16 protein-coding genes are annotated in these 15,615 nt (G+C 73.8%); 6 read left to right on the plus strand and 10 right to left on the minus strand.

What is annotated here, in order from left to right; translation table 11 throughout:
• Positions 1–4 precede the first annotated feature (4 nt).
• Complete coding sequence (gene gnd, locus CTE05_RS02785; protein ID WP_146844592.1) at positions 5–1,459, plus strand: NADP-dependent phosphogluconate dehydrogenase; 1,455 nt, start codon at positions 5–7, stop codon at positions 1,457–1,459.
• Positions 1,456–2,715, plus strand: coding sequence for a carboxylate--amine ligase (locus tag CTE05_RS02790; RefSeq protein WP_146844593.1), 1,260 nt, complete (start codon positions 1,456–1,458; stop codon positions 2,713–2,715). Before gnd ends, CTE05_RS02790 begins: the two co-directional genes overlap by 4 nt.
• A gap of 37 nt (positions 2,716–2,752) precedes the next feature.
• Here the strand turns inward: CTE05_RS02790 and CTE05_RS02795 are convergent, their stop codons facing one another.
• Positions 2,753–3,877 (minus strand): sensor histidine kinase, encoded by a 1,125-nt coding sequence (locus CTE05_RS02795; RefSeq protein WP_186814711.1) that lies wholly within the window; start codon positions 3,875–3,877, stop codon positions 2,753–2,755.
• Positions 3,874–4,533: a response regulator transcription factor gene (locus CTE05_RS02800; RefSeq protein WP_146844595.1), complete on the minus strand. Its 660-nt coding sequence runs from the start codon at positions 4,531–4,533 to the stop codon at positions 3,874–3,876. Before CTE05_RS02800 ends, CTE05_RS02795 begins: the two co-directional genes overlap by 4 nt.
• A gap of 158 nt (positions 4,534–4,691) precedes the next feature.
• Between CTE05_RS02800 and CTE05_RS02805 the strand changes: the two genes are divergently transcribed.
• From CTE05_RS02805 to CTE05_RS02820, 4 genes are read left to right on the plus strand one after another with little or no spacing between them, the layout of a single operon-like run.
• Positions 4,692–5,273, plus strand: coding sequence for a hypothetical protein (locus CTE05_RS02805; RefSeq protein ID WP_146844596.1), 582 nt, complete (start codon positions 4,692–4,694; stop codon positions 5,271–5,273).
• Positions 5,270–6,304, plus strand: a complete 1,035-nt coding sequence (locus CTE05_RS02810) for a peptidoglycan-binding protein (RefSeq protein WP_146844597.1) — start codon at positions 5,270–5,272, stop codon at positions 6,302–6,304. Before CTE05_RS02805 ends, CTE05_RS02810 begins: the two co-directional genes overlap by 4 nt.
• Positions 6,301–6,993 carry an ABC transporter ATP-binding protein gene (locus tag CTE05_RS02815; protein WP_146844598.1) on the plus strand — a complete coding sequence of 231 codons (693 nt, stop codon included), beginning with the start codon at positions 6,301–6,303 and terminating at the stop codon, positions 6,991–6,993. The genes CTE05_RS02810 and CTE05_RS02815 overlap by 4 nt, the downstream gene beginning before the upstream one ends.
• Positions 6,990–8,225 carry an ABC transporter permease gene (locus tag CTE05_RS02820; protein ID WP_146844599.1) on the plus strand — a complete coding sequence of 412 codons (1,236 nt, stop codon included), beginning with the start codon at positions 6,990–6,992 and terminating at the stop codon, positions 8,223–8,225. Before CTE05_RS02815 ends, CTE05_RS02820 begins: the two co-directional genes overlap by 4 nt.
• Positions 8,226–8,273: 48 nt before the next feature.
• Here CTE05_RS02820 and CTE05_RS02825 read toward each other — a convergent pair whose 3' ends face one another.
• The 8 genes from CTE05_RS02825 to CTE05_RS02855 are packed head-to-tail and all read right to left on the minus strand — an operon-like array spanning position 8,274 to position 15,609.
• On the minus strand, positions 8,274–8,759 hold the full coding sequence (locus CTE05_RS02825; protein ID WP_146844600.1) for a hypothetical protein: 486 nt from the start codon (positions 8,757–8,759) through the stop codon (positions 8,274–8,276).
• Positions 8,756–9,550, minus strand: coding sequence for a dihydrofolate reductase family protein (locus CTE05_RS02830; RefSeq protein WP_146844601.1), 795 nt, complete (start codon positions 9,548–9,550; stop codon positions 8,756–8,758). The genes CTE05_RS02825 and CTE05_RS02830 overlap by 4 nt, the downstream gene beginning before the upstream one ends.
• A 10-nt stretch (positions 9,551–9,560) precedes the next feature.
• Complete coding sequence (gene cobA, locus CTE05_RS02835; RefSeq protein ID WP_146844602.1) at positions 9,561–10,757, minus strand: uroporphyrinogen-III C-methyltransferase; 1,197 nt, start codon at positions 10,755–10,757, stop codon at positions 9,561–9,563.
• Positions 10,754–12,193, minus strand: a complete 1,440-nt coding sequence (locus CTE05_RS02840) for a sulfate adenylyltransferase subunit 1 (RefSeq protein ID WP_146844603.1) — start codon at positions 12,191–12,193, stop codon at positions 10,754–10,756. Before CTE05_RS02840 ends, cobA begins: the two co-directional genes overlap by 4 nt.
• Positions 12,193–13,101, minus strand: coding sequence for a sulfate adenylyltransferase subunit CysD (cysD, locus tag CTE05_RS02845; protein ID WP_186814712.1), 909 nt, complete (start codon positions 13,099–13,101; stop codon positions 12,193–12,195). The genes CTE05_RS02840 and cysD overlap by 1 nt, the downstream gene beginning before the upstream one ends.
• Positions 13,098–13,799, minus strand: a complete 702-nt coding sequence (locus CTE05_RS02850) for a phosphoadenylyl-sulfate reductase (protein ID WP_146844605.1) — start codon at positions 13,797–13,799, stop codon at positions 13,098–13,100. Before CTE05_RS02850 ends, cysD begins: the two co-directional genes overlap by 4 nt.
• Entirely contained in the window at positions 13,796–13,954 is a 159-nt protein-coding gene (locus CTE05_RS20125; protein ID WP_186814713.1) for a hypothetical protein, read from the minus strand. Before CTE05_RS20125 ends, CTE05_RS02850 begins: the two co-directional genes overlap by 4 nt.
• Positions 13,951–15,609 carry a nitrite/sulfite reductase gene (locus CTE05_RS02855; RefSeq protein ID WP_146844606.1) on the minus strand — a complete coding sequence of 553 codons (1,659 nt, stop codon included), beginning with the start codon at positions 15,607–15,609 and terminating at the stop codon, positions 13,951–13,953. Before CTE05_RS02855 ends, CTE05_RS20125 begins: the two co-directional genes overlap by 4 nt.
• Positions 15,610–15,615: the final 6 nt, after the last annotated feature.

The following is a 15,615-nucleotide window of genomic DNA, read 5'->3' on the forward strand; positions in this document are numbered from 1 at the left end:
CCGCATGGTCGCCTCAGGAACCGCCACCGGAACCGCGCAGATCGGTGTCACCGGGCTGGCGGTGATGGGCCGCAACCTCGCCCGGAACTTTGCCCGCAACGGCTTCACGGTGGCGATCCACAACCGCTCCTACGCCAAGACCGAGTCGCTCGTGGCGGACCACGGCGACGAGGGCGTGTTCGTCCCGTCCGAGTCGGTCGAGGACTTCGTCGCGTCGCTGGCGCGGCCGCGCAAGGTCGTCGTGATGGTGAAGGCGGGCGGCCCCACGGACGCGGTCATCGACGAGCTGGTGCCCTTCCTGGAGGAGGGTGACATCGTCGTGGACGCGGGCAACGCGCACTTCCCGGACACGATCCGGCGCGAGGCGGCGCTGCGCGAGAAGGGCCTGCACTTCGTGGGCTCGGGCGTCTCCGGCGGCGAGGAGGGGGCGCTGCTCGGCCCGTCGATCATGCCCGGCGGGACCAAGGAGTCGTACGAGTCGCTCGGCCCGATCCTCGAGAAGATCTCGGCCAAGGTCGACGGTGTGCCGTGCTGCACCTACGTCGGCCCCGACGGCGCCGGCCACTTCGTGAAGATGGTGCACAACGGCATCGAGTACGCCGACATGCAGCTCATCGCCGAGGCGTACGACCTGCTGCGCCAGGGGCTGGGTGCCTCGGCGGCGGAGATCGGGCAGATCTTCGCGGACTGGAACACGGGCGACCTGGAGTCGTTCCTCATCGAGATCACCGCCGACGTCCTGCAGCACGTCGACGCCGAGACGGGGTCGGCGTTCGTCGACGTCGTGCTCGACCAGGCGGAGCAGAAGGGCACCGGGCGCTGGACCGTGCAGAACGGTCTCGACCTCGGCGTGCCGATCACCGGCATCGCGGAGGCCACGTTCGCCCGCGCGCTGTCCGGCTCCGTCCCGCAGCGCTCCGCCGCCGCGGGCGTGCTGCAGGCACGCACGACCGCGTGGGACGTCACGGACCGCGACGCGTTCATCGAGGACGTCCGGCTCGCGCTGTACGCGTCCAAGGTCGTCGCGTACTCGCAGGGCTTCGACCAGATCGCCGCGGCGTCCGCCGAGTTCGGCTGGGACATCGACCGTGGCGCCATGGCCCGGATCTGGCGGGGCGGCTGCATCATCCGCGCGCGCTTCCTCAACCGCATCACCGAGGCGTACGAGCGCGACGCGCACCTGCCGTTGCTCCTGGCCGACGAGTACTTCACCGGTGCGGTCGGCAACGGCGTCGAGGCGTGGCGCCGGATCGTCGCGGGTGCGGCGCTGCACGGCGTCCCCACACCGGCGTTCTCGTCGTCGCTCGCGTACTACGACGGTGTCCGTGCCGAGCGGCTGCCCGCCGCGCTGATCCAGGCGCAGCGCGACTTCTTCGGGGCGCACACCTACCGCCGCACCGACAAGGACGGCACCTTCCACACCACCTGGTCGGGCGACCGCTCCGAGCAGACCGCGTGAGCGAGGCGTCCTCGGCTGCAGCGGCGTCCGGACCGCTGCAGCCGGTCATCCTGGGCGCCGACATCGGCGTGTACGCCCTGGCCCGGTCGTTCCACGAGGCCTACGGCGTCACGTCCGTCGTCGTCGCCGGTGCCGCCCTCGGGCCGGTCGCCCACTCGCGCATCGTCCGGCACGAGATCGTCGACGACGGCCACGACCCCCGCCAGCTGGTGGACCGGCTGGTGGCGGTCGCGCAGTCGATGCCCGACCGGCGCCTGCTGCTCATGGCCAACTCCGACTGGCTGGTCCGGGTCGTCGTGCAGCACCGCGCCCTGCTGGAGCAGTACTACGTGGTCCCGTTCCTGTCCGAGCACCTGCTCGACCAGATCTCCGACAAGGCCACGTTCGCGCAGATCTGCGACGACCTCGGCATCTCGGTCCCGCGCACGCTCGTGCAGGAGTTCGGCTCCGCCGAGCCCTGGGAGGCCGTGGCGGTCGACCTGGAGTACCCGCTGATCGCGAAGGCGGCCAGCAGCGCCGACTACCAGGACGTCGAGTTCGAGGGCAAGAAGAAGGTCTTCGAGATCGCGACCCCCGAGGAGCTCGCGTGGCTCTGGGACGCGCTGCGGACCGCGGGGTACCGCGGCCGGTTCGTCGTCCAGGAGCTCGTGCCGGGCGACGACACGCAGATGCGGTCCATCACCGCCTACGTGGACACCCGCGGCGAGATCACGCTGCTGTGCTCGGCGCACGTGCTGCTCGAGGAGCACACGCCGTCCGGGCTCGGGAACCCGGCGGCGATGATCACCTACCGCGACGACCCCATGCTCGAGCAGGCACGGACGTTCCTCGCGTCGACCGGCTACCGCGGGTTCGCGAACTTCGACGTCAAGGTCGACCCGCGCTCGGGTGCGTTCCGGTTCTTCGAGGTCAACCCGCGCATCGGCCGGAACAACTACTACGTGACCGCCGCGGGGGCCAACCCGATGCGGTTCGTGGTCGAGGACGCCGTCGAGGGCCGCGCGGTCCCGCCCGTGGTCGTCGACAAGGAGATCCTCTACTCGGTGGTGCCCAACCGGCTCCTGCTGCGCTACGTGCGCGACCCGCAGCTCGCCGCGCGGGTCCGGCGGCTCATCACGGCGAACGCGGTGGCACGCCCGCTGGCCTATCGGACCGACCTGTCACCGCGTCGTCGCCTGTACGTGTGGATGGCGCTGGTCAACCAGGTGCGCAAGTTCCGGCGGTACTACCCGGAGGTCACCTCCACCGGGTTCTGACGGTCGGTGGTCGACCCGCGCGGCGCGTGCGGGTCGATCACTGCCTCGGGAGGCGGAGCTCCGCGACGAGACCGCCGCCGGCTCGCGGGGTCAGGACGAGCACGCCACCGTGGTGGTCCGCGACCGCCTGCACGACGGTCAGTCCCAGCCCGACGCCGCCGCCGGTCGCCGTCCGGTCGGCCGTGCCCCGCCGGAACGGGAGGACGAGCTCCGCGGCGGTCTCCGGTGGGACCGGCCGACCGGTGTTCTCGACGACCACCCGACCGACGTCCGGCTTGGCGGTCAGCCGGACCGTGACGTGGCCGTGCTCCACGTTGTGGTGCGCGGCGTTGTCCACGAGGTTCGCGACGGCGCGCGCCAGCAGGGCAGGTTCGCCGGGCACCGTCAGGTCGACGAGGTGCACGTCCCAGGCCAGCCCGTCGTCGGGGGTGCGGACCTGCTCCACGGCGTCGGCGACGACCGCCCGCAGGTCCACCTCGCTGGGCGGTCCCACCGCCTCGCCCGACTGGGCGCGAGCGAGGACGAGCAGGCCGTCGATGACCCGAGCCGCCCGCCGGCTCTGGTCGAGCGCGGTGGTCGCGGCCGTGCGCAGGTCGTCGGCCTCGCCGTCGGGGTCGGCGAGGGCGACCTCCAGGGCCGCGCGCTGGTTGGCCAGGGGAGTCCGCAGCTCGTGCGACATCGTGGCGACGAGCCGCCGTTCGGAGGTCACCGTGCTCTGCACCCGGCCGAGCAGCGCGTCGAACGTGTCGGCCAGCGCGCGCAGCTCGTCGCGCGGACCACCGAGCGCGATGCGCTCGTCGAGGGAGTCCGCCGAGATGCGCCGTGCGCGCTCCGTGATCGTGTGCACGGGGCGCAGGAGACGTCCCGCGACGACCCAGCCGATCCCCACGGACACCACCGTCACGAACGCCAGGGCGAGCCACGAGCTCTGGAGGAGCTCGCCCGACCCGTCCGTGCGCTCGTCCTCGCGGAGCTCGGGTGGCGCGGGCGGTGGACCGTCGTCGTCCGCGCCCGGCGTCACCTCGGTCGTCACGCTGCCGGAGCGCACCTCGCCGCCGGTGACCAGTCCGTAGACGAGCGTGAGCAGCACCGCACCGGACACGGCGATGATCACGGTGTAGGCGATGGTGAGCCGCCACCGGACGCTCAGCGACCGCCTCACACGACCACCCGGTAGCCGGCGCCACGGAGCGTCTCGACGAGCGGCGGGTCGCCGAGCTTGCGCCGGAGCCCGACCATCGTGACGCGGACCGCGTTGGTGAACGGGTCGGCGTTCTCGTCCCACACGCGTGCCAGGAGCTCCTCGGCGGACACGACGGCCCCCGCCGCCCGCACCAGCTCGACGAGGACGCCGTACTCCTTGAGCGTCAGGTCGACCGGGCGGTGGTCCCGCGTCACGGCCCGTCGCGCGACGTCGACCCGCAGCCCGGCGGCCTCGAGGACGGGGGGCTGGGCCGGGGCGGTGCGACGGGCCAGCGCCTGCACGCGGGCGAGGAGCTCGGCGAACGCGAACGGCTTGGCCAGGTAGTCGTCCGCGCCGAGCCCGAACCCGTCGACCTTCTCCTGCAGCCCACCGGCAGCGGTGAGCATGAGGATCCTCGCCGGCGACCCCGTCGCGAGCAGCGCGCGGCACACGTCGTCCCCGTGCACCACGGGCAGGTCACGGTCGAGCAGCACCACGTCGTACGGGTTGAGCGCCGCGAGCTCGAGGGCGACGCCGCCGTCGACGGCGACGTCGGCGGCGTAGCCGGCCCGGCGCAGGCCGCGGGCCAGGGCGTCGGCCATGACCTCTTCGTCCTCGACCACCAGAACCCGCACCGCACACCCCCGACCTGGACCGTCCGCGCAGCATCCGGCTCCTCGTGTTCAGCCAGCGTAAGGGCGCGGGCCGGCTGTCGGTCGGGACCGAACGCTGCCCGAACCGGCGGCGCGGTGGGCTGGACCGGTCAGCCCGACCCACGACGAGGAGAACCACCATGAACAGCCATCCCTCCACCCGTCGGCGCGCCGTGTCGGCACTCGCAGCCGCGTGCCTGCTCGGCGCCGTCGCCGCGTGCACGCCGGCCCGGGGCCCCGTGCTGCCCGGGACCGGAGGAACGACCTCCGGGGCCCCGTCGCCGTCCTCCTCCGTCCTCGCACCCGAGGACGCGATGCTCGCGTGGGCGCAGTGCATGCGCGAGCACGGCGTGGACGTCCCCGACCCGACGGACGGCCACTACCGCCTCGGCGACGCGGACGGTCTTGCGCCCGGGCAGGCCGAGGCCGCGGACGACGCGTGCGAACCGTGGCAACGGATGGCCGAGTCCGGGGCGGGCAGCACCCCGCTGAGCGCGGAGCAGAAGCAGTCGTTCCTCGACCACGCCCAGTGCATGCGGGACCGCGGCTGGGACATGCCCGACCCGACGTTCGACGGGGGACGGGTGGAGTCGGAGTTCCGACGCGGGTCGCAGGGCGCGCCCGCGCCGGACGACCCCCAGTTCGAGCAGGACATGCAGGAGTGCCTCGTCGAGGCGGGCGTCGAGGCGCCGGAGGGCTCGTCCGACGGGCAGGAGAAGTGACGACGCTGCGGCGCACCTGCGGCATGACCGTCGCGCTCGCCCTGTCTGCGGCCGCGTGCAGTGCCCCCTCGGGCGCCGCGGAGCCCTCCGCCTCGCCCGCGTGGACCACCCGGACGGTCGCCCGGACGGACCTGGTGTCGACGACGACCGCGAGCGGTGAGATCGGCCACGGGGCGACGGCGGACGTCGCGGCGCGGGTGGCCGGCACGGTGACGTGGCTCGCGCCGGTCGGCACGACGGTCGCGACGGGACAGCCCGTGCTCGCCATCGACGCCCGACCGGTCGTCCGGCTGCCGGGGACCGTCCCGGCGTGGCGGGACCTCGGTCCCTCCTCGCCCGACGGCGTCGACGTCCGCCAGCTCGAGCAGGCGCTCGCGGACCTGGGGCACACCGCCGGTCTGGACCTGACGGTCGACGCCGACTGGACGTCGGTCACGACCGCCGCCGTCCGACGGTGGCAGACGTCCCTGGGCGTCGCGGCGACGGGCACCGTGCGACTCGGCGACGTCCTGTTCACGGCGGAGGACGTGCGGGTCGGCGAGCACCTGGCCGACCTCGGAGCGCTCGTCGAGCCCGGCGCGCCGGTGCTCTCCGTCGGTGCGCCGCGCAGGCTCGTCACCGTCGCGCTGAGGACCAGCCAGGCCGCCCTCGCACCGGTCGGTGCGGCAGCGTCGCTCACGGTGCCCGACGGCACCTCGACGGACGGCACGGTCACCGCGACGACGGTCGTCACGGTCGACGAGCAGCCGCGGCTCCAGGTCACGATCGCACCGACGGGCTCCCTCCTCGACGGGCTGGCGGAGGGCACGCCCGTCGAGGTGGGCCTCGACCAGACCGTCGCGACGGACGTGCTGGTCGTGCCCGTCACCGCCCTGGTCGCCCTCGCCGACGGCGGGTACGGCCTGCAGAAGGTGCTGCCTGACGGCACCTCCCGGTACGTCACCGTGACGACCGGCGCGTTCGCCGGCACGTCCGTCGAGGTCTCCGGCGACGACGTCGCCGCGGGCGACGAGGTGGTGGTGAGCCCGTGAGCGTCCTCGACCTGGTCGACGTGACGAAGACGTACGGGAGCGGCGCGTCGGCACTGACGGTGCTGCACGGGATCGACCTCGCGGTGGAGTCGGGTGACTACCTGGCGGTCGTCGGGCCCTCGGGCTCGGGCAAGTCGACGTTGCTGCACCTCATGGGCGCGCTCGACCGGCCGACGACGGGCCGGGTGCGGCTGGCCGGTGACGACGTGACGGCGCTGCCCGACGCCACGCTCTCCCGCGTCCGCGCGGTCCGCCTGGGCTTCGTGTTCCAGCAGTTCTTCCTGCTCGACGGCCGGTCGGCCCTGGAGAACGTGGCCGACGGGCTGCTCTACCAGGGGGTGCGGCGGCCGGAACGGCTGCGGCGGGCGCGTGCCGCGCTCGACCGCGTGGGCCTCGCCGACCGGGTGCGGCACACCCCGACCGAGCTGTCCGGCGGCGAGTGCCAGCGCGTCGCGGTGGCCCGGGCGCTCGTGCACGGTCCGCAGATCCTGCTGGCCGACGAGCCGACCGGCAACCTCGACCAGGCGTCGGGGGCCGCGGTGCTCGACCTGTTCGACTCGTTGCACGCGGACGGCGCGACCATCGTCGTCGTCACGCACGACGAGCGGATCGCGGGCCGGCTCCCGCGGGTCGTCTCGATGCGCGACGGCCGCGTCGAGCACGACACGTGCCCGGGGGTGGCGGCATGACCCGGACGGAGGTCGGGCTCCCACCGGTCGTGCGGGCCGAGGAGCCCGTCGTCCGCCGCATGCCGGTCGCCGACCTGCTCCGGCTCAGCGCGCGGGGGCTCACGGTCCGTCCGGGGCGGACAGCCCTGTCCGCCCTCGGCATCGCCCTCGGGATCACGGCTCTCGTCGGGGTGCTCGGGCTGTCGGAGTCGTCCCGGGCCGACCTGCGCGCCCAGCTCGACGCGCTCGGCACCAACCTGCTCACGGTGGCTCCCGGGCAGGGGCTCCTGGGCGACGAGGGCACGCTGCCGGACACGTCGGTCGCGATGATCGCCCGGATCCCCACCGTCACCGCCGCGTCGGCGGTCCGCGCCGTCGAGGCGACCGTGCGCCGGTCGGACAAGGTCCCGGAGAGCAGGACCAGCGGCATCTCCGTCGTCGCGGCCGACCTCGACCTGCTCGACGCGGTGGCGGCGACCGTGCGGGAGGGGCGATGGCTCGACGCGGCGACGCAGCGCTACCCCGCGGTCGTGCTCGGGTCGACGGCCGCGCGACGGCTCGGCATCGGTCCGCTCTCCGCGGGCGTCGACGTGTCCGTCGGGGGCCGTCCGTTCACGGTCGTGGGGATCCTCGAGCCGGTGGCCCTCGCGCCCGAGCTGGACGAGGACGCGCTCGTGGGCACGACCGTCGCGCACACGCTCGTCGACGGCGACCTCCCGCCGTCCGCCGTGTACGTGCGCGTCGAGGCGGACCAGGTCGTCGCCACGCGGGCGGTGCTGGGCCGGACGGCGCACCCGGCCGCACCCGACGAGGTGCGCGTGTCCCGACCGTCCGACGCCCTGGCTGCCGGGGCCGCCGCCGATCGGGCGTTCACGCTGCTCGCGGTCGGGCTCGGAGCTGTCGCGCTGCTCGTCGGCGGGGTGGGCATCGCGAACGTCATGGTCGTCGCGGTGCTGGAACGACGTCGCGAGATCGGCGTGCGCCGGGCGCTCGGTGCGCCGCGGAGCTCGATCGGCGTGCAGTTCCTCCTGGAGGCGGTGCTGCTGTCCCTCGTCGGGGGAGCCGCGGGTGTCGTGCTTGGCGTCGCCGTGACCTGGGTGTTCGCCGCCGGCCAGGGGTGGGCCGTGATCGTCCCGTGGGTGCCCGTGGCGGTCGGGCTCGGGTGCGCGCTCGTCGTCGGGTCGGTCGTCGGTCTGTACCCGGCGCTGCGTGCCGCGCGCGTGCCACCGACGGAGGCGTTGCGGGCGGTGTGAGCGGGGACGCGACGGGCGGCACCGGAGGGTGCCGCCCGTCGTCGTCGGTCAGCCGAGCTCGCTCGTGCCCGCGTACAGGTGCAGCACGGGGACCTGGAGCTCCTCGCGTGCCCGGGAGGCCCAGTCGCGGTGGAACGTGTCCTCGACCGCGTGCGGGTAGGTGACCACGGCGACCTCGACCACGTCCCCGTCCGTGACGGCGGCCTTGAGGGCGGGCAGCGGGTCGTCCTCGACCACCGTCCCGGTGGCCTCGCGCCCCGCGGCGACGAACGCGGCGATGCTGCCGGCCAGCTGCTCGGCGGCGGTGGCCTTCGCCTCGTGCGCCGAGGGCTCCTTGCCGAGCGCGCGGTGCCACGCCTCCTTGAGCTCGCCCATGCTGAGGCTGTCGATGATCGTCGAGACGAGCGGGCGGTCCGTGTCCGCCGGGACGAGCACGCGGTACGCGTACGTCTCGCCCTCGTGCAGGGCGAGCAGCTTCTCGACGTCGGCGCTGGCGAGGGTGTCCTCCGTGAGGACGATGATCGTGTCGGTCACGCGCCGAGCCTAGCCACCTGCCAGCGGCCCAGCAGCACGCCGTCCGCGTGGAGCAGGTGCGAGAGGGTCAGGGCACGGGCGGGCGCGAACCACGTGGGCAGGTGCGCGATGCGCCCCGCGGGCCCGCCGACGAGCTGCGGGCTCCACGTCAGGCAGAGCTCGTCGACGAGGTCCGCGTCGACGAGCTGGGCGAGCAGGGTCGGGCCACCTTCGGCCAGGACGTGCACCAGCCCGCGGTCGGCGAGCGCGGCGACGACGGCACGGGGGTCGACCGCACCCGGTGTCCCGCCGTCGGCGACGATCACGCGGTCGTCCCCGAGGCGTGCGCGCAACGTGCCGAGCGACGCGGCGGACGCGGTGGTGAGGACGAGCGGGGGACGGTCGGTGTCGAGCAGGGAGCCGGGGAGCTCACCGCTGGCGGTGACCACGGCGAGCTCGAGCGCGTCGCGACGACCGAGCGCCGCGCGTGCCGCCCGGAGCTCGGCGGGGACGTCGAGCGGCGTGTAGCGCTCCGCGCGCACCGTGCCTGCGCCGACCAGGACCACGTCCGCCAGGGCGCGCAGCACGCGGAAGACGCGGAGGTCGGCGGGCCCGTTGATGGAGCCGCTGACCCGGGTGGCTCCCGTGGCGGCGCCGTCGACGGTGCTGACCATGTTGGCGCGCACGTGGACCCCGGTCGCTGGGTCGGTCGCGAACAGGCCGATCAGCTCGGCCTCGTCGGCACGTGGCGCGAGCAGGCGCGTGGGCGCGTCGGCGGGGAGCAGGACGTCGAGCGCGGGCAGGTCGGGCACGTCGGCCAACCTAGGCCAGGACGTCCGCCAGGGCGGCGACGTCGCCGATCACGACGACCGCCGGGTTGCCGACGCCACGCTCCCGGGCGAGGTGCGCGATGTCCGCGAGGGTCCCGACGGTGGTGCGCTGCCCGGGGAGGGTGCCGTTCTCGATGATCGCGACCGGCGTGCCCGGGTCCTTCCCGTGCGCCAGGAGCGCCCGGGTGTGCGACGGCAGCTGCGCGACGCCCATGAGCAGCACCAGCGTGCCGTCGAGCCGCGCGAGCGTCTCCCAGTCGGGTGCCTGGTCGTGCGCGGACAGGATGGTGAGCTGGCGGGCGAGCCCGCGGTGCGTGACGGGGATGCCCGCGGCCGCGGGCACCGCCAGCGCGCTGGTCACGCCCGGCACGACCTCGACCGGGACACCCGCGGACACGCACGCGAGAACCTCCTCGCCGCCGCGGCCGAGCACGTACGGGTCGCCGCCCTTGAGCCGCACCACGCGGTGGCCGGCCCGGGCGCGCTCGACGAGCACGGCGTTGATCTCGGTCTGGGTCAGCGTGTGCGCGTGGGGGGACTTGCCCGCCTCGATGATCTCGACCGCAGGGTCCAGCTCCGCGAGGAGCGTGCGGGGGGCGAGCCGGTCGACGACGACCACGTCGGCCTCGGCCAGCGCCCGGCGACCGCGCGTGGTGATGAGCCCGGGGTCGCCCGGACCGCCGCCGACGAGCGTGACCCGCCCGGTGCTCGGCCGGTGGTGGCGCAGCGGGAGCTCGCCCGTGTCGAGCAGGAGCGCGACCGCGTTGCGCAGGGCGACGGCCCGGCGGGGGTCGCCGCCGGTGCCGACGGCGACCGTGACGTCGCCGGAGCGCGCGACGGCCGGGGTCCAGGCGGTCGAGGCGCTCGCGTCGTCGGCCCGCACGCACCACAGCCGCACCGACTCGGCGTCGGCGGCGACCGCGTCGTCGACCGTCCGGTCACCCGTCGCGGTGTGCACGAGCCAGGCGCCGTCGAGGTCGGTGGTCAGGTAGTCGCGCGACCGCCAGGTCACGCGGCCGGCGGCGACGTGGTCCGCGAGGTCCTCGCACAGTGCCGGGGCGACGACGAGGACGTCCGCACCGTCCTCGACCAGCCGGGCGACCCGCCGGGCCGCGACGGGGCCGCCCCCGACGACGACGACGCGCCGGCCGGTGAGGTCGAGGAACAGCGCGTGCTGCGGGGAGGTCATATGCCCGCCCCGGCGAACCAGTCGTCGTCGTCCTGGGCGCTCGGCGTCGGTGCGAGCCGGTCGAGCAGGGTCGCGCCGATCATCCCGGCGGCCAGCGTGGTGCCGTCCGCGGGGTCGACCAGCAGGAACCCGCCGGTCCGGCGGTGGGTGGCGTACTCGTCGAGCACGATCGGCTCGGCCAACCGGATCTTGACCCGGCCGATCGCGTTGAGCGTGAGCGCGCGCGGTGGGATGTCCGAGGACGTGTCGGTGGCGTCGACCGCGTGCAGGGTGTCCACGCCGTCCCACGCCTCGACCGTGAGGGTGTCGACGTCGAGCCGGGCGTTGACCTCGCGCAGCAGCGCACGGACGGTGCGGGTGCCGACGCGGACCAGGAGGCGGGCACCCAGGACGCTGCGCTTCTCGGCCAGCCAGCAGACCGTGCCCTCCAGGTCGGAGCCGACCTCGACGGTCGACGCGGTGGGAACCAGGACGTCGCCGCGCGCCACGTCGACGTCGTCCGCGAGCCGCAGCGTGACCGACTGCGGGGCGTGCGCCTCGGTCAGCGGACCGTCGAACGTGTCGATGCCGACGACGGTGCTGCGCTTGCCCGACGGGAGCACGGTGACCTCGTCCCCGACGGACACGACGCCGGACGCGACCCGGCCCGCGTAGCCGCGGTAGTCGGGGTGCTCCGCCGTGCGGGGGCGGATGACGACCTGCACGGGGAAGCGGAACGGCTCGGACAGGGCGTCGCGGCCCACCGGGACCGACTCGAGGTGCTCGAGCAGCGTCGGGCCGTCGTACCAGGACGTCCGGGTGGAGCGGTCGACCACGTTGTCGCCGGTCAGGGCGGACAGCGGGACGGCCGTGACGTCGGGGATGCCGAGGCTCAGCGCGTAGGCGGTGAACTCGTCGGCGATGGCCCGGAACGTGGCCTCGTCGAAGTCGACCAGGTCCATCTTGTTCACGGCGAGCACGACGTGCGGGACGCGCAGGAGGGCGGTGATCGTGGCGTGCCGACGGGTCTGCTCCAGCACGCCCTTGCGGGCGTCGACGAGCACGATCGCGAGCTCGGCCGTGGATGCGCCGGTGACCATGTTGCGCGTGTACTGCACGTGCCCCGGGGTGTCGGCCAGCACGAACGCGCGCGTCGCGGTCGAGAAGTAGCGGTACGCCACGTCGATCGTGATGCCCTGCTCGCGCTCGGCGCGCAGACCGTCGGTGAGCAGCGCCAGGTCGACCTCGCCGCCGCCGCGGGCGAGCGTGGCGGCCTCGACCGCGCTGAGCTGGTCGGCCAGCACCGACTTCGTGTCGTAGAGCAGCCGACCGATGAGGGTGCTCTTCCCGTCGTCGACGGATCCGGCCGTGGCCAGGCGCAGGAGGTCCCGCGTCGCGTGCTCGGTCACGTGCTGCGTCTCCTCGGTCGGTTCCAGGATGGTCGGGGCGGCGCCCATCAGAAGTACCCCTCGCGCTTGCGGTCCTCCATGGCGGCCTCGGACGCGCGGTCGTCGGCGCGGGTGGCGCCCCGCTCGGTGAGCCGGCTGGCGCCGACCTCGGCGATGACCTCGGGGATCGTGGCGGCCGTCGACTCCACGGCGCCCGTGCAGCTCATGTCGCCGACGGTGCGGTACCGGACCGTGCGGACCTCGAGCGTCTCGTTCGCCCGCGGGCCGCCCCAGCCTCCCGGCGCCAGCCACATGCCGTCGCGCAGGAAGACCTCGCGCTGGTGGGAGTAGTAGATCGCCGGGAGCTCGATCTGCTCGCGCTCGATGTAGCGCCACACGTCCAGCTCGGTCCAGTTGGACAGCGGGAAGACGCGCACGTGCTCACCCGGCTTGTGGCGACCGTTGTAGAGGTCCCACAGCTCGGGGCGCTGCCGGCGCGGGTCCCACTGGCCGAACTCGTCGCGCAGCGAGAACACCCGCTCCTTGGCGCGGGCCTTCTCCTCGTCGCGACGACCGCCGCCGAACACCGCGTCGAACCTGTTCGCCGTGATGCCGTCGAGCAGCGGGACGGTCTGCAGCGGGTTGCGTGACCCGTCGGCGCGCTCGGCGACGCGGCCGTCGTCGATGGCGTCCTGCACGCTGGCCACGACGAGCCGCAGGTTGTGCTCGGCCACCACCCGGTCGCGGTACTCGATGACCTCCGGGAAGTTGTGCCCGGTGTCGACGTGCATGAGGGCGAACGGCACCGGAGCCGGCCAGAACGCCTTGCGCGCCAGGTGCAGCATGACGATCGAGTCCTTGCCGCCGCTGAACAGCAGCACCGGACGCTCGAACTCGCCGGCCACCTCGCGCATGACGTGGATGCCCTCGGACTCCAGGGCGTCCAGCTGCGTGAGCGTCGTCGTCGAGCCCGTCATGTGTGCAACCCGCATTCGATCTTGGAGGTACCGGACCAGCGACCCGCGCGCGGGTCCTCACCGGGGGCGACGGCCCGCGTGCAGGGGGCGCACCCGATGGACGCGTAGCCCGCCTGGCGCAGCGGGTTGAGCACCACGTGGTGCTCGGCGACGTAGGCGTCCACGTCGTCCTGCGTCCACGCCGCCAGGGGGTTGAGCTTGACCTTGCCGCGCTTGGCGTCCCAGCCGACCACCGTGATGTCGGTGCGGGTCGGGGCGTCCTCGCGGCGCATGCCGGTGACCCATGCCGTGTACGGGGCCAGGCCGCGCTCGAGCGGCTCGACCTTGCGCAGCGCGCAGCACAGGTTCGGGTCCCGGTCGTGGAGCTTCTCGCCGTGCTCGGCGTCCTGCTCGGCGACCGTGCGCAGCGGCAGGATCGTGCGCAGCGAGATGTTCGTGAAGTCGGCGTAGTAGTCGCGCGTGCCCAGCGTCTCGGCGAAGTGGTAGCCGGTGTCGAGGAAGATCACGTCGATCCCGGGCACGGCCTCGGCCGCGATGTGCACCAGCACCTCGTCGCCCATCGAGGACGCGAGCACCAGGTCGGTGCCGAACGTCTGCGCCGCCCAGCGCAGGATCTCCGCGGGGTGGGCACCCTCGAGGTCGCGGCCGGCCTGCTCCGCGAGCTCCTGCAGGTCCGTCGTGCTGAGGGCGCCGCTCATGATCGCGCCACCAGCCCGACGAACCTCAGGCCGAACGCGCGCGTGCACGAGCGGCACTCCCACTGGCCGTGGGTCTCCCCGTTCGGCCACAGGTCCTCGCTCGCGCAGAACGGGCAGTAGTAGGGGACCGCTCGCTCGGAGCCGCTGGTGCTCATCGCAGGTCCTCCTCGTCCGCCCGCTGGGCCCACTGCGCGAACAGCTCGCCGTCGAGGCGCTGCTCGTCGAACCTGCGCGTGACGCGCTCGATGTAGTCGGGCAGCTCCTCAGCCGGGACGCGCAGACCGCGCAGCGTCTTGCCGAGCCCGCTGGTCAGGCCGAGCCCGCCGCCGAGGTGCACCTGGTAGCCGTCCTCGCCGCCGGCCAGCGCGCCCTTGAGGCCGATGTCGGCGGTCTGGATGCGGGCGCACGAGTTGGGGCAGCCGTTGAGGTTGATGGTGATCGGCTGGTCGAACGTGGGCAGCCGCTTCTCCAGCTCGCCGATCACGTGCGTGGCGCGGGCCTTGGTCTCGACGATCGCGAGCTTGCAGAACTCGATCCCGGTGCACGCCATGGTGCCGCGACGGAACGTGCTCGCCGCCCGGACCGGCAGGCCCAGCGCCTCCAGGCCCTCGACCAGCGGGTCCACCTTCTCGGGGGCGACGTCGAGCACGACGATCTTCTGCTCGACCGTCAGCCGGACCTTGTCGGACCCGGCGGCCTCGACCAGGTCGGCGAGCTGCTGCAGGAGCTCGCCCGAGATGCGACCGACCGTGGGCGCCATGCCGACGTAGAAGTTGCCGTCGTTCTGCGGGTGCACGCCGACGTGGTCACGACGGCCACCGGGCGGCGGCGGAGGCTCGGGGCCGTCCTCCAGCGCGAACCCGAGGTACTCGCCCTCGAGCACCTGCCGGAACAGCTCGGGTCCCCAGTCGGCGACCAGGAACTTCAGGCGCGCACGCGTCCGGAGTCGGCGGTAGCCGTAGTCGCGGAAGATGCTCACGACGCCGACCCAGACGTCCGGGACCTGCTCCAGCGTGACGAACGCACCGAGGCGGACGCCGAGCTTCGGGTTGGTGGACAGGCCACCGCCGACCCACAGGTCGAAGCCAGGGCCGAGCGTGGGGTGCACCACGCCGACGAACGCGACGTCGTTGATCTCGTGCGCGACGTCGTGGTGCGGCGAGCCGCTGATCGCGGTCTTGAACTTGCGGGGCAGGTTCGAGAACCGCGGGTCGCCGATGTAGTTGTCGACGATCGCGCGCACGGCAGGGGTGCCGTCGATGATCTCGTCGGCCGCGACGCCGGCGACGGGGGAGCCGAGGACGACGCGCGGGCAGTCGCCGCACGCCTCCTGGGTGCTCAGCCCGACGGCCTCGAGCCGGCGCCAGATCTCCGGGACGTCCTCGACGCGGATCCAGTGCAGCTGGATGTTCTGCCGGTCCGTGACGTCGGCGGTGCCGCGGCCGAACTCGACCGAGATGTCCGCGACGGTGCGCAGCTGCTGCAGGCTCAGGGCGCCCCCGTCGCAGCGCACGCGGAGCATGAAGAACTCGTCGTCCAGCTCGTGCGGCTCCAGCGTCGCGGTCTTGCCGCCGTCGATGCCGGGCTTGCGCTGCGTGTAGAGCCCCCACCAGCGCATCCGTCCGCGCAGGTCCTCGGGCGCGATGCTCGCGAAGCCCTCACGGGAGTAGACGTCCTCGATCCGCTGCCGGACGTTGAGCGCGTCGTCCTGCTGCTTGAACAGCTCGTTGCCGTTCAGCGGTTCCTTCTGGTCGAACGCCCACTGGCCCTCTGCGCGAGCAGCGGGCGGGGCGATCCTGGTCTGCGCCATAGGGCG

Origin of the sequence: Cellulomonas terrae (genome assembly GCF_007990265.1) — a bacterium.
GTDB lineage: Bacteria > Actinomycetota > Actinomycetes > Actinomycetales > Cellulomonadaceae > Cellulomonas > Cellulomonas terrae.

What these genes read in the sequence shown, in the direction of transcription:
- cysD (WP_186814712.1), bottom strand. Translation starts at nt 13,101, where the DNA reads ATGACGGGCTCGACGACGACGCTCACGCAGCTGGACGCCCTGGAGTCC.
- CTE05_RS02805 (WP_146844596.1), top strand. Translation starts at nt 4,692, where the DNA reads ATGAACAGCCATCCCTCCACCCGTCGGCGCGCCGTGTCGGCACTCGCA.
- CTE05_RS02820 (WP_146844599.1), top strand. Translation starts at nt 6,990, where the DNA reads ATGACCCGGACGGAGGTCGGGCTCCCACCGGTCGTGCGGGCCGAGGAG.
- CTE05_RS02840 (WP_146844603.1), bottom strand. Translation starts at nt 12,193, where the DNA reads ATGGGCGCCGCCCCGACCATCCTGGAACCGACCGAGGAGACGCAGCAC.
- CTE05_RS20125 (WP_186814713.1), bottom strand. Translation starts at nt 13,954, where the DNA reads ATGAGCACCAGCGGCTCCGAGCGAGCGGTCCCCTACTACTGCCCGTTC.
- CTE05_RS02850 (WP_146844605.1), bottom strand. Translation starts at nt 13,799, where the DNA reads ATGAGCGGCGCCCTCAGCACGACGGACCTGCAGGAGCTCGCGGAGCAG.
- CTE05_RS02855 (WP_146844606.1), bottom strand. Translation starts at nt 15,609, where the DNA reads ATGGCGCAGACCAGGATCGCCCCGCCCGCTGCTCGCGCAGAGGGCCAG.
- gnd (WP_146844592.1), top strand. Translation starts at nt 5, where the DNA reads ATGGTCGCCTCAGGAACCGCCACCGGAACCGCGCAGATCGGTGTCACC.
- cobA (WP_146844602.1), bottom strand. Translation starts at nt 10,757, where the DNA reads ATGACCTCCCCGCAGCACGCGCTGTTCCTCGACCTCACCGGCCGGCGC.